Source organism: Gracilibacillus sp. HCP3S3_G5_2, assembly GCF_052063305.1.
Classification (GTDB): domain Bacteria; phylum Bacillota; class Bacilli; order Bacillales; family Amphibacillaceae; genus Gracilibacillus.
Genome location: NZ_JBQHXU010000019.1, coordinates 21,440 through 40,073 on the forward strand (window position 1 = coordinate 21,440; position 18,634 = coordinate 40,073).

The window sequence follows — 18,634 nt, forward strand, 5'->3', positions numbered from 1 at the left end:
GTATTATCATTTATTTTTCTATGGAGGGTGATTAATGTGGCAGTAACTTTAGAAGCAAAAAAAAGAGAGGATTTAAAAAGATCTCATACGAAAGCTTTAAGAGAAGCGGGTGAGGTGCCTGGAATTATTTACGGCTACCAAGTGGAACCAAAGGCAGTGACAGTAAACAGTCTTGAATTAATAAAAACACTTAGAAAAGAAGGGAAAAATGCAATTATCTCTTTACAAATAGATAGTGATGCTGTCGATGTTATGCTACATGAATATCAAATTGATCCATTGAAAGATGAACTAGTACATGCTGACTTTTATGCAGTAAATATGCAAGAAGAAATGGATGTGCAAGTACCGATTACCTTAGAGGGCGAGGCTCAGGGGGTAAAAGAAGGCGGAGTTCTACAGCAACCATTATATGAGCTATCGCTTAGAGCGAAACCTACTGATATTCCAGAACAAATCAAGATTGATGTTTCTGATTTAGCTGTTGGAGACAGCATCTTAGTTTCTGATTTGAAGGATGGCAGAAACTATGAAATCCTAGAAGATGAAGCAGCAACTATTGTTTCCATTTTAGTACCTGATGAAGAACCGGCAGAAGAATCAACTACGACAGACGAATCAGTGGAACCAGAAGTTATTAATGAAAAGAATGCAAATAATGGAGAAAGTGAAGAATAGCTAAAGAGAACGTATTTTTAAGAAAAGGGATATTGCTTCTGTAAAATGCTTAAAAATAAGAGGTTGAGACAAAAAGAAAGTGTTTAGTCTAGAGGCCGGACAATTGCTAATAGCGCCTAGGAAATATACGTAGACTCCTGTGGGAAAGCGCAGTGTGAAGACCCGCAGAAAAAGCGAACTTCTTTTTTCGAGGAGGCTTGAGGACAAGCCTGCGAAAAAGGAGTATATTTCTGAAGCGAGTATTCGCACCATTTATGTTCGGAATTTGCTGGATAAAAAACACTTTTGTCTCAGCCTCTTTTCACCATTTTTATCACGGTGTTAAACGGTCTGTAAGACTCTCACTGGTCATCGTCCCATTTTATTCAGAAATTATACGCTTGGTCTTATTTGCAAACAATATTAATGACTTGGCTACAGAGGATATAACTATGCCGTTCATCCGTCTTTAAATGGGCGCTAGTGCTTTTCTTATGTTAAACTATAAGAAGAAAAAATTAGTTAAAGGAAGACTTTCTATGAAATGTATCGTAGGATTAGGAAATCCAGGAATTAAATATCAGCAGACAAGACATAATGTTGGTTTCATGGTCATTGATGAAATTCTGACACGTCAAGGATGGAGTTTGAATAAAAATAAATTCAAAGGGCATTTTACGGTGGAAAACGTTGAGGGAGAAAAAGTTATTTTACTTCAGCCTCAAACATATATGAATTTATCTGGTGAATCACTTCGTCCATTAATGGATTTTTACGGTCTTCAGCCAGATCAAGTAACGGTTGTCTATGATGATTTAGATTTGCCATTAGGTAAAATCAGATTACGACAAACGGGTGGACATGGGGGACACAACGGTGTTCGTTCTTGTATTGAACAATTAGGAACAAAGCAATTTAATCGATTACGATTTGGCATAGGTAGACCTGAAAGTCCGATGACTGTGATCGATTATGTTCTTGGCAAATTCGATGAAAAAGACCTCGACACCTTACAGCAATCGATTGAACATGCGGCAGATGCAATGGAGGCTTGGCTAAAACAACCATTTCCAAAAGTAATGAATGAATATAATAAATAAGTCATCATTAAGTATATATTTACCCTTTACCGGGTAGAATAACAATTAATCAAGCTATAGCTTTCTTACGTAGGGAGGCACGAATGATGACTTTACTTTATACTTGCAAGCATTGTGGTACGGAAATCGGCAGACTCAAGCCACAAATGTTGGATTTAGAAAAGATAGGATGGAATGTATTATCAACAGAAGAAAAAAACAAGCTGATGAACTATCAGCAAGATCAAACTGTTACACTTCATTCTATTTGTGAAGATTGCCAACAATTATTGGACCAACATCCACAATACCATGAGTTAGATTATTTTATTCAATAATTACTTTTATACTGCTTTTAATTTGACAAAGATAAGCTTTGGTTTGTTCACCAAAGCATTTTTGTATGGTAAGAAAGTATAGACAGAGATGTCTGTATAAGCGCCAAGAACTAGCTAATTTCCTGTTCGTTTGGTCTTGGCAAGGTGAAATAAATGGTTTGTTCGCTCATCTTGATTCTCTTTTGAAAGGGAAGGGATGTTTGATTTAAACCACTACTTTACGTGGCAAAAATCGAACTATCCGTGCTCCTTTTTATTTTTAAGTGGGCATATTGAGCTTTTCTTACAGGTTTAGCAATTATCGAAGAAATGGAACATATATTAGTTTTAAGGTGTTTAGGGGGAGCATTATGTATGAAATAAAACAATACTTACAAAACCGTGACGACGTCCATTCCATTATTAATGGCATTGAGTCCGGTCTAAAGGAACAAGTGGTCTCGGGGTTATCTGGTTCTGCCAGAAGCCTGTTTACAACCTTGATTCAAGAATCTACTCAGAAGAAAACGTTAATCGTCACACATCAATTAACTCAAGCGCAACAATTATATGAAGATATGTTAGAGTTTTCGGACGAGCAGCATGTGTACTTGTATCCTGTTAATGAGCTGCTTGCATCTGAACTAGCAATTGCTAGTCCTGAGTTGCTAAGCCAGCGTATTTCTGCACTGACAAATTGGCTTAATAAAGACAATGCCATTTTAATTGCTCCAGTAGCAGCATTAAAGCGGATGTTGCCACCGGTGGAGTATTGGCAAAAATATCAACTCCACTTTAAATTGGAGCAGGTTATCGATATTGATCAGACATTAGAATATTTAATTGAAATGGGATATGCCAGACAGGATATGGCTTCTAGCCCTGGTGAGTTTAGTTTGCGAGGCGGGATCTTGGATATCTATCCTCTAACGGAGGATCAACCACTTCGAATCGAATTGTTTGATGATGAAATCGACTCTATCCGTTATTATGATGCAGAATCACAACGATCATTGGCAAAGCAGGAACAGGTTACCATCACTCCTGCATCAGAGTTACTATTAAAGAATAGCGATTTAGTTGCTGCAGCTCAGAAGCTAGAACATTCATTAAACCAAACGGTTAAAAAGATCAAGAATAAATCAGATCAGCAAGTACTAACAGAAACGATTACAGCAGATATAGATCGTCTACATCATTGTGAACGTTTCCAAGAAATGAAAAAATATGTTTCCTTTTTCTATGAGGAGAGCTATAGTTTACTAGATTATTTGCCAGAAAATGGATTCCTTGTTTTAGATGAAATGAGCAGAATTCAGGAAACTGCTGCGCATTTAGATAACGAGGAACAGGAGTGGCTTAAAGATAATTTACAGCGAGGGAAGGCCGTTAGAGATTCAAAATTGTCATTTGATTGGCATCAGGTTTGGAATAATATGAAACAACAGCGGTTATACCTTTCGGTGTTTTTACGTCATATTCCTAATACAAACCCGGCTAATATTGTCAATCTCTCAAGTCGGGCAATGCAGCAGTTTCATGGACAAATGAATCTGTTACAAAATGAAATGGACCGTTGGCAAAAAGGGGATTTCTCTGTCATTATTCTAGCTCCGAATCAAAGTAGAATGGAGAAAATCCAGTCTGTGCTGGAAGATTATCAAATGAGTACATTGATAAGTGAGGACTTGCCTTCATTACCTGTAGAGCAACCAGTGATTACTATTGGAAATATTAGCGGCGGTTTTGAATTGCCTATGCATAAGCTTGCGGTTATTACTGAAAATGAGTTATTTAAGCAAAAGACTACAAGAAAAAAACGTAAGCAAAAAATCTCGAATGCAGAGCGAATTAAAAGTTACCAAGAGTTACAAGTCGGTGACTATGTTGTGCATGCTAATCATGGTATCGGTCGATATATCGGTATTGAGACACTAGAAGTGAACGGCTTGCATAAAGATTTTATGCTGGTTAAATATTCTGGGGACGATAAGCTGTTTGTACCGATAGATCAAATAGATTTAGTACAGAAGTATGTCGGTTCAGAGGGCAAAGAACCAAAATTATACCGTCTAGGCGGAAACGACTGGAAAAAGGTAAAAAGCAAAGTTCAGTCCAAGGTGGAGGACATTGCAGATGATTTGATGAAGCTATATGCGGAAAGAGAAGCTGCAAAGGGTTATGCTTTTTCACCAGATACGGAAATGCAACGAGAATTTGAAGCATCTTTTCCATATCAGGAAACAGAAGATCAATTGCGTTGTATTGAAGAAATTAAGCAGGATATGGAGAAAGAAAGACCAATGGATCGTCTTCTTTGTGGGGATGTTGGTTACGGTAAAACAGAAGTAGCAATTCGAGCGGCATTCAAAGCGATAGCAGATGGTAAACAAGTTGCGATACTGGTGCCTACAACTATTTTAGCGCAGCAGCATTATGAAACAGTGTTGGAGAGGTTTCAGGATTATCCGATTAATATCGGTTTATTAAGCCGTTTTCGTACAAGAAAGCAGCAAACAGAAACATTAAAAGGTTTGAAGAATGGCACCGTGGATATGGTAATTGGGACGCATCGACTACTATCAAAGGATGTTACCTATAAGGATTTAGGATTACTGATCGTTGATGAAGAGCAACGCTTTGGAGTCAAACATAAAGAGAAAATTAAACAGTTGAAAACAAATGTTGACGTTTTGACGTTAACTGCTACACCAATACCAAGGACATTGCATATGTCGATGCTTGGTGTTCGTGATTTATCTGTAATTGAAACACCGCCTGAAAATCGTTTTCCTATTCAGACGTATGTAATGGAGTTTAATGGGCCGTTAGTAAGGGAAGCGATTGAGCGAGAGTTATCCCGTGGTGGCCAAGTATTCTTTCTATATAATAGAGTTGAATCTATCGAAAAAATTGCCCAAGAAATTCAGTCGTTAGTAGAGGACGCACGGGTAACGGTTGCTCATGGACAAATGAATGAATCGGAGCTGGAGAATGTTATGTTTTCCTTCTTAGAGGGAGAAGCTGATGTATTAGTGAGCACAACGATTATCGAAACAGGGGTAGACATCCCTAATGTAAATACGCTAATCGTCTATGACGCAGATCGTATGGGGCTAAGTCAACTATACCAATTACGTGGTCGGGTAGGACGTTCTAATCGTGTTGCTTACGCTTATTTCACTTATCAGCAGGATAAAATTTTAACGGAAGTGTCAGAAAAAAGATTGCAGGCTATCAAAGAGTTCACAGAATTGGGCTCAGGTTTCAAAATTGCTATGCGTGACTTATCCATCCGAGGTGCTGGAAATATTTTAGGTGCCCAGCAACACGGTTTTATTGACTCTGTTGGATTTGATATGTATTCACAGATGTTAAATGAAGCGGTTGAAGCGAAAAAACAAGGGAAAGCTGTTGAGGAAATACAACCATTTGAAGTGGAATTAGATTTGAAAATAGACGCCTATATTCCGGATAGTTATATCCCGGATGAAAAACAAAAGATCGATATGTATAAACGATTCCAGGCTATGTATTCTCAGGAAGATATTCATGATTTACGAGATGAATTAATTGATCGCTTTGGTGATTACCCTGAAGAAGTAGCAAACCTTTTCCATGTATCCACATTGAAAATGATGTCCAAAAAGGAAAGAATCGAAGCAATTACAGAACGGAAGCAAAAAATAGAAGTAATAGTGGAAGAAGAAAGAAGTCAAGAATTGGATGGGGCAAAATTATTTGAATTTGCCAACCAATATGGAAGGTTAATTCAGTTAGGTACAGAAGATCGTAAGTTGAAGGTACAGTTCCGCTTTGAGAAGGAACAATTTGTAAAACGATATGATATTTTAGAGGAGTTTATCCAAACTCTAAGCGAAATGAAACAAACGCCTGTCGCTTAAAATGAAATTATTACCGAAAAAAAGTATAGTTTCCAAGTAAATTAATCATACTAACCTTACAACATAATTATTTCAATTGAAGAAATAATTGTATGTATTGCTTAATTATAGAAAGTGAGGTAAATGATTAATATGAAGGCTACAGGAATTGTACGTCGTATTGATGATTTAGGAAGAGTTGTTATCCCAAAAGAAATTCGCAGAACACTTCGAATTCGTGAAGGTGATCCGTTGGAAATTTTTGTTGATCGTGACGGTGAAGTGATTCTAAAAAAATATTCTCCGATTAGTGAACTAGGTGATTTCGCAACTGAGTATGCGGAGGCATTATTTGATTCTTTAGATTTATCGGTACTTATTAGTGATAGAGACGAAATTATTGCCGTTTCAGGTGAATCAAAAAAAGAATATTTAGGTAAGCACATTTCGAAAAAAATTGATGAATTAATGGACAATCGTGAATCAGTTCTCGAAACAAATACCAACACACTGGAAATTATCGAAAATAAGGAAGAAGAATTAGAGGCATACTTACTTCAACCAATTATCGCGGGGGGCGATCCAATTGGTTGTATGGTGTTGTTCACAAGGGAGAAGAAAGATTTTGGTGAAGCAGAGAAAAAAGCAGCCCAAGCAGCCGCCACGTTCCTCGCAAAACAAATGGAATAGGAAACAACAGATAGTATAGAAGTATTTCGCTTCTATACTATTTTTTTATGGATTAGCAGTCATCACCAAAAGAATGGAGAAACATCACATCCAAAATGAATCGTCAATATGTTTAGTTGAAATAAGTGTATAATGCATTTTTTACGAAGCTAGTCCTGTTTCTAATCCGTTATAGGTGATATATGTGGAGGTTTTTAGTACAATGGTGTAATGTGTAAAGGTGTGAAATGGAGGTGGAGAATTTGAACGACCAAATGACGGTTAAGAAAGCGCTAAATAATAATGTGATTATTGCGAGCCATCCTTTATATAAGGAAGTTATTTTGATTGGTAAAGGAATAGGGTTTGGTAAGAAAAAAGGCGATATTGTTCCACAAGAACAAGCAGAAAAAACGTTCTTGTTAAAGGATGAACAAGAACAGGCGCAATATAAACAGTTAGTGTCATATATTGATCCACAAGTAATGGAAGTGTTGCACGAGATTATGCTTTTAATTGAAACAAGAATGAATGAAACACTCCATGAACATATTCATGTTGCCTTAACTGATCACTTATCATTTGCCATTAACCGAGCACATCAAAATGTTCAATTTTCTAACCCTTTTCTTTTGGAGATTGAATCATTGTATCCGAAAGAATATCAGGTCGCTCAAGAAGTTGTAGCTGTTATTCAAGAACGAGTAGGCGTCGTTTTTCCGGAAGGTGAAGTAGGTTTTATAGCATTGCATATCCATAGTGCTCTTACCAATAAAACCATTCAAGATATGAATCGTCATCATCAGCTCATTTCACAGTTAGTAGCAATTATCGAAGAAAATTTACAAATTAAATTAGAACGAAATAATATTAATTATAATCGTCTTATACAGCATCTCCACCGAGCAATTGAAAGGGTTTATCAAGGTGAACAAGTCGGAGAGCAAACAAATTTGGCAAAAGTCTTGAAAAACACTTATCCATTGTGCTATAATCTGGCTTGGAAATTGATCAAAGTGATGCAACAACAAATGCATATAAAAGTTGATGAATCAGAAGTATTGTATTTAACGATTCATCTACAACGGCTAACGCAATCATAAACGTGTTACTGATACGATCAGGCATGAGTAAAAAGGTTGTTTTAGGAAAAGATATGGGAGAAGTATATACTCTCGGCTTTCCTACAAACCCCTTTTACTCATGCTTTTTTATTTGCATGTATTTGTTAATGTTGCAATGAATAAAGAGGAGGATTAGATCATGTCCAATATATTTGGTACCCTACAAAAAGTAGGTAAAGCATTAATGCTGCCTGTAGCACTGCTTCCGGCTGCCGGTATACTATTGGCATTTGGTACAAGCTTTGCACAGGAAGATTGGGTAGAGAGATTCCCATGGTTTGGTAATGCAACCGTACAGAAAGTCTTAGAAGTAATGTCAGAAGCAGGTGGAGTTGTCTTTGATAACTTACCATTACTCTTTGCCGTAGGTGTTGCAATCGGTTTAGCGAAAGGTGATGGTGTTGCTGGACTGGCAGCTATCATTGGTTACTTAATTATGAATGTCACGATGAGTGTTTTTGGTGACATCACGGTGGAAATGACAGAACAACCAGCATATGAAAATATTCTCGGTATTCCTACTTTAGGAACAGGTGTTTTTGGAGGTATTATTGTCGGTATACTCGCCGCCTATATGTATAATCGATTCTTTAATATTGAATTACCTCAGTTTTTAGGATTTTTTGCAGGAAAACGGTTTGTTCCAATCATCACAGCATTTTCATCATTAATTTTAGGTATTGTGATGTATATAGTATGGCCATTTGCGCAAGAGGGTTTAAATGCTGTTTCACACTTTATGTTAGAAACGAATAGAACTTTTTCAACGTTAATTTTCGGTATTATTGAACGTGCGTTAATACCGTTTGGATTGCACCATATTTTCTATTCACCATTCTGGTTTGAATTTGGTACTTATACAAGTGCAGCAGGGGAAATTATTCGAGGAGACCAGGCTATTTTCTTCCAGCAGTTAAGAGATGGCGTTGACTTTACAGCTGGTAACTTCATGACTGGTAAATTCCCATTCATGATGTTCGGTCTTCCAGCAGCAGCATTAGCAATTTATCACACTGCAAAACCTGAGAGAAAGAAAGTTGTTGGTGGTATTATGTTCTCTGCAGCATTAACATCTTTCTTAACAGGTATTACAGAACCGCTTGAATTCTCGTTCTTGTTTGTAGCTCCATTATTGTTTGCGATTCATACGGTATTTGCAGGATTATCCTTTATGACAATGTACCTGCTTGATGTGAAGATTGGTATGACATTCTCAGGTGGTTTAATTGACTTTATTCTATTCGGGATCATGCCTAACCGTACCGACTGGTGGTGGGTTATCATCATTGGTTTAATTTTCTCTGTTATTTATTACTTTGGTTTCCGATTTGCGATTCAGAAGTTTAACTTAGCAACACCTGGTCGTGAAGATGAAGCACAAGATGCAGAGGAAGAAGGAGAAGTGGACGATCGTCCATATGAAATTTTAGAAGCTATGGGTGGTAAAGATAACATTACGAACCTAGATGCATGTATTACACGTTTGCGAGTTAGTGTAGATGATAAAAATAAAGTAAATAAAGACCGCTTAAAACAACTAGGTGCTTCCGGAGTTATGGAAGTTGGTAATAACATCCAAGCAATTTACGGTCCGGTTTCTGATACAATTAGAGGCCAAATGCAAGATATTATGGATGGTAAAACACCAACGAAAAAAGTGAAACCGGAAGAAGAGACTACAGCACCTGAAAATAGTGCAGTAGCAGATTTAGATTTTGTAAGTCCTATGCAAGGGGAAGTAATGCCATTGTCTGAAGTGCCAGACCAAGTATTCTCACAAAAAATGATGGGAGACGGTTTTGCGGTGAAACCGACAGATGGTGAAATTGTGTCACCTGTTAATGGTAAAATCATTAATGTCTTCCCAACTAAACATGCCATTGGTATCGAAGCTGATAATGGTACAGAGATTCTCATCCATATTGGTATTGACACAGTAAACTTAAAGGGAGAAGGCTTCACTGCTAAAGTGGTAGAAGGCGATGAAGTGAAACAAGGTCAAGCCTTGATGGAGGTCGACCTAGACTTTATTAGCAACAATGCACCATCAACGGTAACACCAATTATCTTTACTAATTTAGCAGAAGGTCAATCGATCCAATTAAACAAAACAGGAAATATCAGCAAAGAAGACAAAGACATCTTCCAAATTAATCAATAAATAAAAAGGCTACATGCGTTTCAAACAACATCGAAACGTGTGTAGCTTTTTTGCCAATTAAGATAGCAAATAACAATGTGTACAATAGTCATAACTTTCACTTTATATATGCTTCCTTCCATCCTCTTATGGTGCTGCTTAAATAATCGCTTCGGCAGATTACTTCGCTTTCCGTCTGTTCCACAGGAGTCTTCGTATAGGTTTGTTTCTTTTCTTAGTGTAAGTTGTGACGTGTATCTCATTTTTCATTTAGATGGCGTAAGACTATGTTATAATGGCAAGGAATTTAGAAAATGAAGGAAGAACATGATGACTAACGAAAAACAAAACAAGCACGTTTATAAAGGTGCATTTGCACTGCTTTTAGCAGGGATATTAAGTAAAGTAATTAGCGCCTTTTATCGTATACCATTACAAAATTTGACCGGTGATATCGGCTTCTATATTTATCAGCAAATTTATCCGATTTTAGGGATTGCCTTTATGCTCGCTTTATATGGCTTTCCAACTGCGATTTCAAAGTTTTTAGCAGAACATCAAAAGGAAAAACACAATCGCACTGTTTATATACAGATTTTCACTAGTATGATGGGATTTACGATTCTTCTTTTTCTTGGGTTATTTTTATTAAGCCCAATGTTAGCTGAATGGATGGGTGATAGTCAGTTAGCAACTCCACTCAGGCATGTGTCTTGGGTATTTTTATTTGTACCTTTTGTAGCGCTCTTAAGAGGGATTACCCAATCAGACGAGTGGATGGAACCTACTGCCTATTCTCAAATGATCGAACAGCTATTACGGGCAACCGTCATTATTTTTACAGCAATCCTGATCTATCAAGGGCATTTGCATGTCTATCAAATTGCTGATGGCGCAATGATTGCTAGCATAATGGCTTTGACTGCATCCTTCCTCTTCCTGTATTCATATGCCAAAAAGAAGAAGGAAGGGAATAACCAGCCTTTATCCAGGATAAGACGGGAAAACAGATTATTTCAGAAAATCATTATTGCTGGTCTTATTATCAGTTTGAATCATATGTTGTTACTACTTATGCAGCTGGCTGATGCCTTCACAATGGTTCCTGCTCTGCTTCATTTCGGTGAAACATTGAAAGATGCAACGGTGATCAAGGGGATATTTGACAGAGGGCAACCATTATTACAATTAGTAACGGTTGTTGGTTCATCCTTTGCACTGGCTTTAGTTCCCTCCGTAACAAAATTAAATTGGCAAATAAACAGAGAAGAAACGATAGCAAGGATTCGATTAACAACTAAATATTGTCTATTAATTTCCGTTGGAGCTACAGTAGGTTTAATTTCATTGTTTCCTGAAGTAAATCAATTATTATTTCAGAATCAATTTGGCACCTCCAGTTTACGAATAGTAACGATTTCTTTACTATTTACTTCTTTAGCAGTGACAATTGCCTCTATTCTTCAAGGATTTGGCTATATGAAATGGACAGCTATCATTATTTTTGGTGGGTTATGGATGAAAATGGTGTTAAATTATGTTTTAATTCCCCTATTAGGCATGAATGGTGCCGCCATTGCTACAGTTATGACAGTAATGATGATAGTTACTACTAATTTTTTATTATTACGTTATGTACTAAAAGATTACCGATTACTTATCATACCTTGGGTAAAGCTAATGATAGCAAGTTTAACGATGGCCATTGTGCTAGCTATATTAAAACAAGTAACTCTTTACTTTATATCATTTGACAACCGATTGACCTTATTCCTTTTTGTGATGGCGAGTGTAATCATCGGTTTTATTGTTTATGCTACTATTATCGTTAAATGTCGTATATTAACAAGGAAAGAGCTTGAGCCGCTCCCGCTATTAAATAGATGGAAGAAAGGATAGAAGAACATGAAACCTTTAATCGAAATTATTGGTCTTGGTGGTGGAGATATCAACCAGCTACCATTAGGAATATATCGAAAACTTACAGATGTGCAACAGGTATGCTACGTAAGAACACTGGATCACCCGGTAATTCATGAGTTAAAAGAGGAGATGCAACTATCATTCCATTCATTTGATGATGTCTATGAAAATTACCATCAGTTTGAAGACGTCTATCATGAAATTGCCAGAACTTTAGTAGAAGCAGCCAAAGAGAAAGGGAATATTATCTACGCTGTACCAGGTCATCCCATGCTAGCTGAACAAACCGTACAATTATTAATTAATCATGATGAAGTTGATGTGGAAATTGCTGGTGGTCAAAGTTTCCTAGATGATTTGTTTTCTGCATTAAAAATAGATCCTATCGAAGGTTTTCAGTTTGTCGATGCGACATCATTTAGTCGTCATCACTTGCAATATGAACACCATATCGTTTTTTGCCAGGTATATGATGCCTTTGTTGCATCAGAGGTGAAGCTGACTTTATTGGAAGACTTGCCAGCAGAATATCCTGTCTATATAGTCGAAGCGGTGGGTAGTAAAAATGAGTCAATTAAGAAGATATCATTAGTAGAGTTAGATCAACAAATGCAGCTGAGTAATTTAACAAGTGTTTATATACCGCCGATAGACAAAGAAAAGCTAAATCACCAATTCTATCGTTAAAGAGAAGTAATAGCTACATTAAGAGCTCCTGGTGGTTGCCCTTGGGATCAAAAGCAGACACATGAAACATTAAAAAAATACTTAGTGGAAGAAGTATATGAAGTGATCGATGCTATTGATAGAGAAGATGATGAGGCATTGGCGGAAGAGCTTGGTGATGTTCTATTACAAGTTATGCTACATAGTCAAATTGGAGAAGAAGCAGGATTTTTCAGTATTGATGACGTAATATATAATATAACGGAAAAAATGATCCGCCGACATCCCCATGTTTTTGGTGAGCTAGAGGTCGAGGATGAGTTAGCAGTAATGAAAAATTGGGAAGCTATCAAAAAAGAAGAAAAAGGAGAGCAACAGCAAAGCCTTTTATCTACTTTGAACAAAGGGTTACCAGCAACATTACTTGCAGAGGATATTCAAAAAACAGCAGCAAAAGTAGGCTTTGACTGGAGTGAACCAGAACCGATTTGGGAGAAAGTATATGAAGAGCTGGAAGAGCTAAAGACTGCAAAGGAAAACGAAACGTTTGAAGCGCAGGAGAAGGAATTTGGAGATATACTATTTGCAATGATTAACTTAGGAAGATATTATAAAATTAATCCAGAAATTGCTTTAATGCGAACAAATCAAAAATTTATCGACCGTTTTCAATACGTTGAAAGAATGGTGGAGGAAAGTAAGAAAACATGGGATTCCTTCACATTAGAGGAATTGGACCAGTTTTGGGAAGAAGCAAAGCGTTTAGAAAGCTAATGACATTGCAGAGGAAGGGAATTATCTATGCGACTGGATAAGTTTTTAAAAGTTTCTCGCTTAATTAAACGAAGGACACTAGCAAAGGAAATCGCAGATCAAGGTAGAATCATTATAAATGGTAATGTTGCAAAAGCAGCTACTAATGTAGCGGTAGGAGATGAGATGAAGATTCAATTTGGTCAGAAACTATTAACCATCCAAATTGACGATTTAAAAGAAACGGTAAAAAAAGAGGAAGCAAGTAATTTATATACGATTAAACATGAAGAATATATCAATCAATAGTTTGCTAATAAAGTTCTAAACTTGTCCTTTTATTCATATATTAGTGATGGATAAAAGGGAGGGAAGAACGAATGAATTACTATGATAAAAAAACGATGCCAGCACCACAAATGGAACACCACGTTAAAATGACCAATCGCCGTCTGTTGGAGATAGATGGTGTAAAAGAAGTTGATAGCTTTGATAGTGAAGAATTTCTTTTGCAAACGGTAATGGGTTATCTTGTAATTCGCGGGGATAATTTGCAAATGAAAAACCTCGATGTAGAATCCGGCCATGTTTCCATTAAGGGTAAGATTTATGAGTTATCTTATTTGGACGAGCAGCACGGGGAGAAGGCTAAAGGATTGTTTAGCAAGCTATTCAAATGACGTTAAGTACACAATTCATCACAATTATTACGATGATGTTATCTGGCGTTTATCTTGGTGCCAGTTATCATACGTTTAAACGGATGGAACGCTTGTGGACATCAAGCATAATATGGAAATATGTGCTGGAGCTTCTGTTTTGGTTGGTACAAGCGATTATTTTATATTTTGTCCTGTTTTTGGTGAATGAAGGGATATTACGGTTATATATATTTGTTGCTGTGTTGTGTGGTTATGCTATGTTCAAAAGTCTGTTTGAACAGGCTTTTAATCGAATGGTAGATTTGATCATACGAATAGTATTACGTATATATCGCTTTATTTACCGTATAGTAGAGCTTATTATTGTAAAGCCTGTCGTGTTTATCGTATCATTAGTAGTAGTATGTATTACCAAGATATTTACTACTTTATTTTCCCTAATTCTTTTACTATTAAAAGGATTAGGGTGGCCATTTAAGATGCTTATTTCTATTATTTCACCAATACTACCAAAAAATGTGCCAAAATTTTTGCACCCTTTTTATCGATTTTATAGTAAAATAAAGAGAAAAGAATAATTCTATGCAAGGAGGCAATGGTGATATGGCCAGACGAAATAAGGTATCACGTATTAATCACGAATATATTGAAAAATATGATGCACAAATGAAACGGCAGAAACGCAGAAAAAAGAAATTATATCGTAGGTTATTATTATTTGGCGTAGTCGCCACCATCACCATGATCAGCCTTGTAACGTATCACATTGATCAACGTCTGAAATACCAGGATATGCAACAGGAATATACCGAGCTTTCCGATGAATTGATTAGTCTTCAAAATGAAGAAAAGAAACTAAAAGAAGAAATAGAACTTTTAAATGACGAAGAATATTTATTACAAATTGCAAAAACCAATTATTTCTTTACGGAAGAAGGAGAGATCGTCTTCAAATTACCTGAAGAGGACTCATCTTATTGACACCGTTTTAATTGCTTGGCTATAATGTAGTTGTAGTATATTTTTTTTAAAATCTAAGGAGGAGCAATTTTTTTATGTCAATCGAAGTAGGCAGCAAGCTGCAGGGAAAGGTAACAGGAATCACTAATTTTGGAGCGTTTATTGAATTGCCTGGAGGAAAAACAGGTCTTGTCCATATTAGTGAAGTTGCCGATAATTATGTAAAAGACATTAATGAACACTTAACTGTCGGTGACGAAGTAACAGTAAAGGTTCTTAATGTAGAAGATGATGGTAAAATCGGTTTATCTATTAAGAAAGCAAAAGATAATCCTGCACCATCTAATCGTCGCAAAAATCAAAGTAATCCAAAAAATACCCGTGAAAGAAGTGAATCATTTGAACAAAAAATGAATCGTTTCTTAAAAGATTCTGAAGATCGCTTAGCGACTTTAAGAAAGCATACAGAATCCAAACGCGGAGGACGAGGGGCGAGAAAAGGCTAAAGCTTGCTGTCTATGTAGCGTAAAAAGACGGATGTGCTCGTAATTATATACCATCAAGAAAAGCTGCTGATCAACTGACCGGCAGCTTTTTTTATACTGTCTAGGCATATTAGCATAATCGAAAGAATAATGTGGAGCGGTAGTTTTGCTCTTCTTATCAAAAAAGACTTGGCATTTTGTACTGCACCGTAAAAGTTAGAATCGTTTCGTCTAACTTTTACGATGCACATCATTTTGCCAAGTCTTTTACTTTATAGCGGCGGAGGGAATCGAACCCCCGACCTCACGGGTATGAACCGTACGCTCTAGCCAGCTGAGCTACACCGCCATCATATGAAAGGAAGCTGTCTTTTTTCAAAGACACAAAAAATATAATACAACAGCTTTATCCATCTGTCAACAAACAAATCCAAATTTTTCGAGGAAATGACGCTTTTTCTTTGTCATATTAAACGGTGCAAGTTTCTTCCATTCTGCATGTTAATGGGTGTTATGATACGGTTCGGTAGTATACTGTGCTTTCTATCACCATCAAGTGACAGATCGGTAGTTTTGTGGTTGATTTTATTACGGTGCTAAACGTTTGTAAGCTCTCCACTGATCATCGTCTCACTTTATCATTATCTTTTCTCTATCAACATAGTCTGTCAAAAATATCGGGATAATTGGAAGGATAAGCGACAAGGGGATGTCGTTTCGTTCTGTATTGAAAGAATAGCGTCGAACTTTTTGGAACGGCATCTTCCTTGTTTTGACAAAATGTCGAGAGGGGATGTGATTTAATGTGGACAGAGGAGTGATATAAATGAATACGTATACGGATAATAAACCAAAATCTTTTTTTTCCGGTACTCATCCGATGATGAGTAATTTACGGCAAAAGATCGGCCAACAATGGACAAGCTTAATGTTTGAGAAAGGTTTGCTTATTTGTATTATTGGTTTTCTATTAGGAAGAGCGGTAATCCTATCGACACTTTCGCCATTTGTTATTGCGTTTGTTGCAGCAGTATGGTTTCTGCGTCGAGACAAGGTGCTTCCCCTTATTACATTCTCTTTAATAGGAGCATTTACATACAGTCTAACACATAGCTTCTATATTTTTTTATCAGTGTCAATCTTAATAGTCCTCTCTTTTTTTATTTATCAATCTAAATCGATTGAGAGGTTTCTACCGTTCTTCGTCTTTTTTGCAGCTAGTATTCCTAGAATCAGCATCTATGCGATGACAACTAAACTAACGTACCTGGAGTGGATCATCGCTTTTGTTGAGGGAATATTGGCAGCTGTTTTATTACTTATCTTTATGCAAAGTATTCCGCTATTATCACCAAAAAGATATAAACCTTTATTAAAAAATGAAGAAATTGTTTGTTTTATTATTTTATTAGCCTCGGTACTAACAGGAGTTATTGGCGTACAAATATATGAAGCACAGATGGAACAAGTATTTGCACGGTACTTAGTATTGGTTCTTGCGCTGGTTGGCGGTGCTGCAATTGGTTCTACTGTTGGTGTTGTCGCTGGGTTAATATTAAGCCTGGCTAATATAGCTAATATGTTTCAAATGAGTTTATTAGCATTTTCCGGATTGTTAGGAGGATTGTTAAAAGAAGGCAGGAAGCTGGCTGTAAGTTTAGGTTTATTAATCAGCACCTTGTTAATTAGCTTATATGGTGATTCTTTTGAGTATTTGACAACAGCATTACTTGAATCGGCATTAGCGATTTTACTATTTGTCCTTACACCGAGCAAATTGATTAAACAGATTGCCAAATATATACCTGGAACGGTAGAGCATACAAGGGAACAGGAACAATATTTGCAAAAAGTTCGTAATGTGACAGCACACCGGGTTGAACGGTTCTCCAATGTATTTAAAGCATTATCTCGTAGCTTTCAAACAGAGTCTAGTCAATGGCAGGAACAGGATTTAGAAGTAGACTATTATTTAAGTAATGTCACGGAAAAAACCTGCCAGACCTGCTTTAAAAAGGAAACCTGCTGGGTACAACAATTCGATAAGACCTACGATTTAATGAGGGATGTAAAAGATCAATTGGAAACAGATAATCAATTGAATAATATAACAAATAGACAATTTGAAAATCATTGTATTAAATCTCGTAAGGTTATCGATACGATGCAACAGGAATTATCCTTTTTTCAAGCAAACAAACAATTGAAGAAGCAAGTGTTAGAAAGTAGACGATTTGTAGCAGATCAGTTAAATGGTGTGTCGGAAGTAATGGAAAATTTCGCAAATGAAATTCTTAAGGAAAAAGAAAATCATGAACAACAGGAAGTGGAGATTGTGGCAGCATTAAAGCATGTAGGTATTGAGCTTGAGAAGCTAGATATCTATAGTCTGGAGAAAGGAAATATCGATATCGAAATGGTGATTGCATTCCAGCAATACCATGGGGAAGCAGCCAAAATCATTGCACCTATTCTCTCGGATATTTTAGATGAAACAATCATTGTCGTGACAGAAGATTTATCTCCTTTAGCAAAAGGGCACAGCTTTTTCACCTTTAGCTCAGCAAGAAAGTATGTTATTCATACAGGAGTAGCACATGCGGCGAAGGGAGGAGGATTAATATCAGGAGATTGCTATAAATCGATGGAGCTAGGAGCTGGAAAATATGCACTAGCTATTAGTGACGGAATGGGTAACGGTGACAGGGCACATCAAGAAAGTACGGAAACATTACGCTTATTACAGCAAATTTTAGAATCTGGTTTACACGAGCAAGTGGCGATTAAATCAATTAACTCTATTTTAGCACTGCGAACTAATGAAGAAATTTATGCGACATTAGATTTAGCAATGATAGATCTTCATCAGGCAGTTGTTCAATTTTTAAAGGTTGGCTCGACTCCTAGTTTTATTATGCGGAGTGATAGTGTAGAGAAGATAGAAGCTAGTAACCTGCCAATTGGAATAATCCAAGAAGTAGAAGTGGATGTAGTTAGTACGCAATTAAAGCCTGGAGATTTTTTGATCATGATGAGTGACGGTATTTTTGAAGGTCCAAAGGATATAGAAAATGTAGATCTTTGGTTGAAACGGAAGCTGCTCGAAATGGAAACAAAAGAACCTCAGGCTATTGCAGATTTGTTACTAGAAGAGGTGATCAGGACGCAAAGTGGCGAGATTGAGGATGATATGACCGTTTTAGTAGCTCAGATTACCGAAAACCAACCACAATGGGCGCCAATTCGCTCTTTCCATCAATTTGAAAGGGAAGACATTAGTTAAAAGGCGTTAAGGTCAAACGTATAATTTCTTCC

Annotated in this window: 14 protein-coding genes, 1 tRNA gene and 1 pseudogene; 15 read left to right on the forward strand and 1 reads right to left on the reverse strand. The window is 36.7% G+C overall.

The window, feature by feature from the left end; translation table 11 throughout:
• The first annotated feature begins 36 nt into the window (after nt 1-36).
• The 14 genes and pseudogenes from ACTNEP_RS19450 to ACTNEP_RS19515 all read left to right on the forward strand — a co-directional run bounded on the left by ACTNEP_RS19450 (nt 37) and on the right by ACTNEP_RS19515 (nt 15,340).
• Entirely contained in the window at nt 37-678 is a 642-nt protein-coding gene (locus tag ACTNEP_RS19450) for a 50S ribosomal protein L25/general stress protein Ctc (protein WP_441163623.1), read from the forward strand.
• A gap of 518 nt (nt 679-1,196) precedes the next feature.
• Nucleotides 1,197-1,757, forward strand: a complete 561-nt coding sequence (gene pth, locus ACTNEP_RS19455; RefSeq protein WP_441163624.1) for an aminoacyl-tRNA hydrolase — start codon at nt 1,197-1,199, stop codon at nt 1,755-1,757.
• Between the two features lie 86 nt (nt 1,758-1,843).
• Nucleotides 1,844-2,074: an anti-sigma-F factor Fin gene (locus ACTNEP_RS19460; RefSeq protein WP_441163625.1), complete on the forward strand. Its 231-nt coding sequence runs from the start codon at nt 1,844-1,846 to the stop codon at nt 2,072-2,074.
• Between the two features lie 350 nt (nt 2,075-2,424).
• Complete coding sequence (mfd, locus tag ACTNEP_RS19465) at nt 2,425-5,958, forward strand: transcription-repair coupling factor (RefSeq protein ID WP_441163626.1); 3,534 nt, start codon at nt 2,425-2,427, stop codon at nt 5,956-5,958.
• A gap of 132 nt (nt 5,959-6,090) precedes the next feature.
• Nucleotides 6,091-6,627, forward strand: a complete 537-nt coding sequence (gene spoVT / locus ACTNEP_RS19470) for a stage V sporulation protein T (protein ID WP_441163650.1) — start codon at nt 6,091-6,093, stop codon at nt 6,625-6,627.
• 242 nt (nt 6,628-6,869) lie between these two features.
• A complete protein-coding gene (gene glcT, locus ACTNEP_RS19475) occupies nt 6,870-7,709 on the forward strand; it encodes a glucose PTS transporter transcription antiterminator GlcT (RefSeq protein ID WP_441163627.1) in 840 nt (279 codons plus the stop codon).
• A 160-nt stretch (nt 7,710-7,869) separates the two neighbouring features.
• A complete protein-coding gene (gene ptsG, locus ACTNEP_RS19480; protein ID WP_441163628.1) occupies nt 7,870-9,891 on the forward strand; it encodes a glucose-specific PTS transporter subunit IIBC in 2,022 nt (673 codons plus the stop codon).
• A gap of 309 nt (nt 9,892-10,200) precedes the next feature.
• The gene (locus tag ACTNEP_RS19485) at nt 10,201-11,769 is read left to right on the forward strand and encodes a putative polysaccharide biosynthesis protein (protein ID WP_441163629.1); all 1,569 of its coding nucleotides are present in this window, start codon (nt 10,201-10,203) and stop codon (nt 11,767-11,769) included.
• A gap of 6 nt (nt 11,770-11,775) precedes the next feature.
• A pseudogene (gene mazG, locus ACTNEP_RS19490) lies at nt 11,776-13,233 on the forward strand (nucleoside triphosphate pyrophosphohydrolase).
• Between the two features lie 27 nt (nt 13,234-13,260).
• Nucleotides 13,261-13,521, forward strand: a complete 261-nt coding sequence (locus tag ACTNEP_RS19495) for an RNA-binding S4 domain-containing protein (protein ID WP_441163630.1) — start codon at nt 13,261-13,263, stop codon at nt 13,519-13,521.
• Nucleotides 13,522-13,592: 71 nt separating this feature from the next.
• Entirely contained in the window at nt 13,593-13,892 is a 300-nt protein-coding gene (gene yabP, locus ACTNEP_RS19500; protein ID WP_018934276.1) for a sporulation protein YabP, read from the forward strand.
• A complete protein-coding gene (gene yabQ / locus ACTNEP_RS19505) occupies nt 13,889-14,452 on the forward strand; it encodes a spore cortex biosynthesis protein YabQ (protein WP_441163631.1) in 564 nt (187 codons plus the stop codon). The genes yabP and yabQ overlap by 4 nt, the downstream gene beginning before the upstream one ends.
• Before the next feature lie 25 nt (nt 14,453-14,477).
• Nucleotides 14,478-14,855, forward strand: coding sequence for a septum formation initiator family protein (locus ACTNEP_RS19510; RefSeq protein WP_441163632.1), 378 nt, complete (start codon nt 14,478-14,480; stop codon nt 14,853-14,855).
• Between the two features lie 74 nt (nt 14,856-14,929).
• Nucleotides 14,930-15,340, forward strand: coding sequence for a S1 domain-containing RNA-binding protein (locus ACTNEP_RS19515; protein ID WP_441163633.1), 411 nt, complete (start codon nt 14,930-14,932; stop codon nt 15,338-15,340).
• A 254-nt stretch (nt 15,341-15,594) separates the two neighbouring features.
• On the opposite strand, the gene ACTNEP_RS19520 is transcribed toward ACTNEP_RS19515, so the two are convergent.
• A tRNA-Met gene (locus ACTNEP_RS19520) sits at nt 15,595-15,668 on the reverse strand.
• A gap of 477 nt (nt 15,669-16,145) precedes the next feature.
• Here ACTNEP_RS19520 and spoIIE point away from each other — a divergent pair.
• Nucleotides 16,146-18,602, forward strand: a complete 2,457-nt coding sequence (gene spoIIE / locus ACTNEP_RS19525) for a stage II sporulation protein E (RefSeq protein ID WP_441163634.1) — start codon at nt 16,146-16,148, stop codon at nt 18,600-18,602.
• Nucleotides 18,603-18,634 lie beyond the last annotated feature (32 nt).

Coding starts and splice junctions, on each gene's coding strand:
- pth (WP_441163624.1), top strand. CDS start 1,197: ATGAAATGTATCGTAGGATTAGGAAATCCAGGAATTAAATATCAGCAG.
- ACTNEP_RS19460 (WP_441163625.1), top strand. CDS start 1,844: ATGACTTTACTTTATACTTGCAAGCATTGTGGTACGGAAATCGGCAGA.
- mfd (WP_441163626.1), top strand. CDS start 2,425: ATGTATGAAATAAAACAATACTTACAAAACCGTGACGACGTCCATTCC.
- spoVT (WP_441163650.1), top strand. CDS start 6,091: ATGAAGGCTACAGGAATTGTACGTCGTATTGATGATTTAGGAAGAGTT.
- ptsG (WP_441163628.1), top strand. CDS start 7,870: ATGTCCAATATATTTGGTACCCTACAAAAAGTAGGTAAAGCATTAATG.
- ACTNEP_RS19485 (WP_441163629.1), top strand. CDS start 10,201: ATGACTAACGAAAAACAAAACAAGCACGTTTATAAAGGTGCATTTGCA.
- ACTNEP_RS19495 (WP_441163630.1), top strand. CDS start 13,261: ATGCGACTGGATAAGTTTTTAAAAGTTTCTCGCTTAATTAAACGAAGG.
- yabP (WP_018934276.1), top strand. CDS start 13,593: ATGAATTACTATGATAAAAAAACGATGCCAGCACCACAAATGGAACAC.
- yabQ (WP_441163631.1), top strand. CDS start 13,889: ATGACGTTAAGTACACAATTCATCACAATTATTACGATGATGTTATCT.
- ACTNEP_RS19510 (WP_441163632.1), top strand. CDS start 14,478: ATGGCCAGACGAAATAAGGTATCACGTATTAATCACGAATATATTGAA.
- ACTNEP_RS19515 (WP_441163633.1), top strand. CDS start 14,930: ATGTCAATCGAAGTAGGCAGCAAGCTGCAGGGAAAGGTAACAGGAATC.
- spoIIE (WP_441163634.1), top strand. CDS start 16,146: ATGAATACGTATACGGATAATAAACCAAAATCTTTTTTTTCCGGTACT.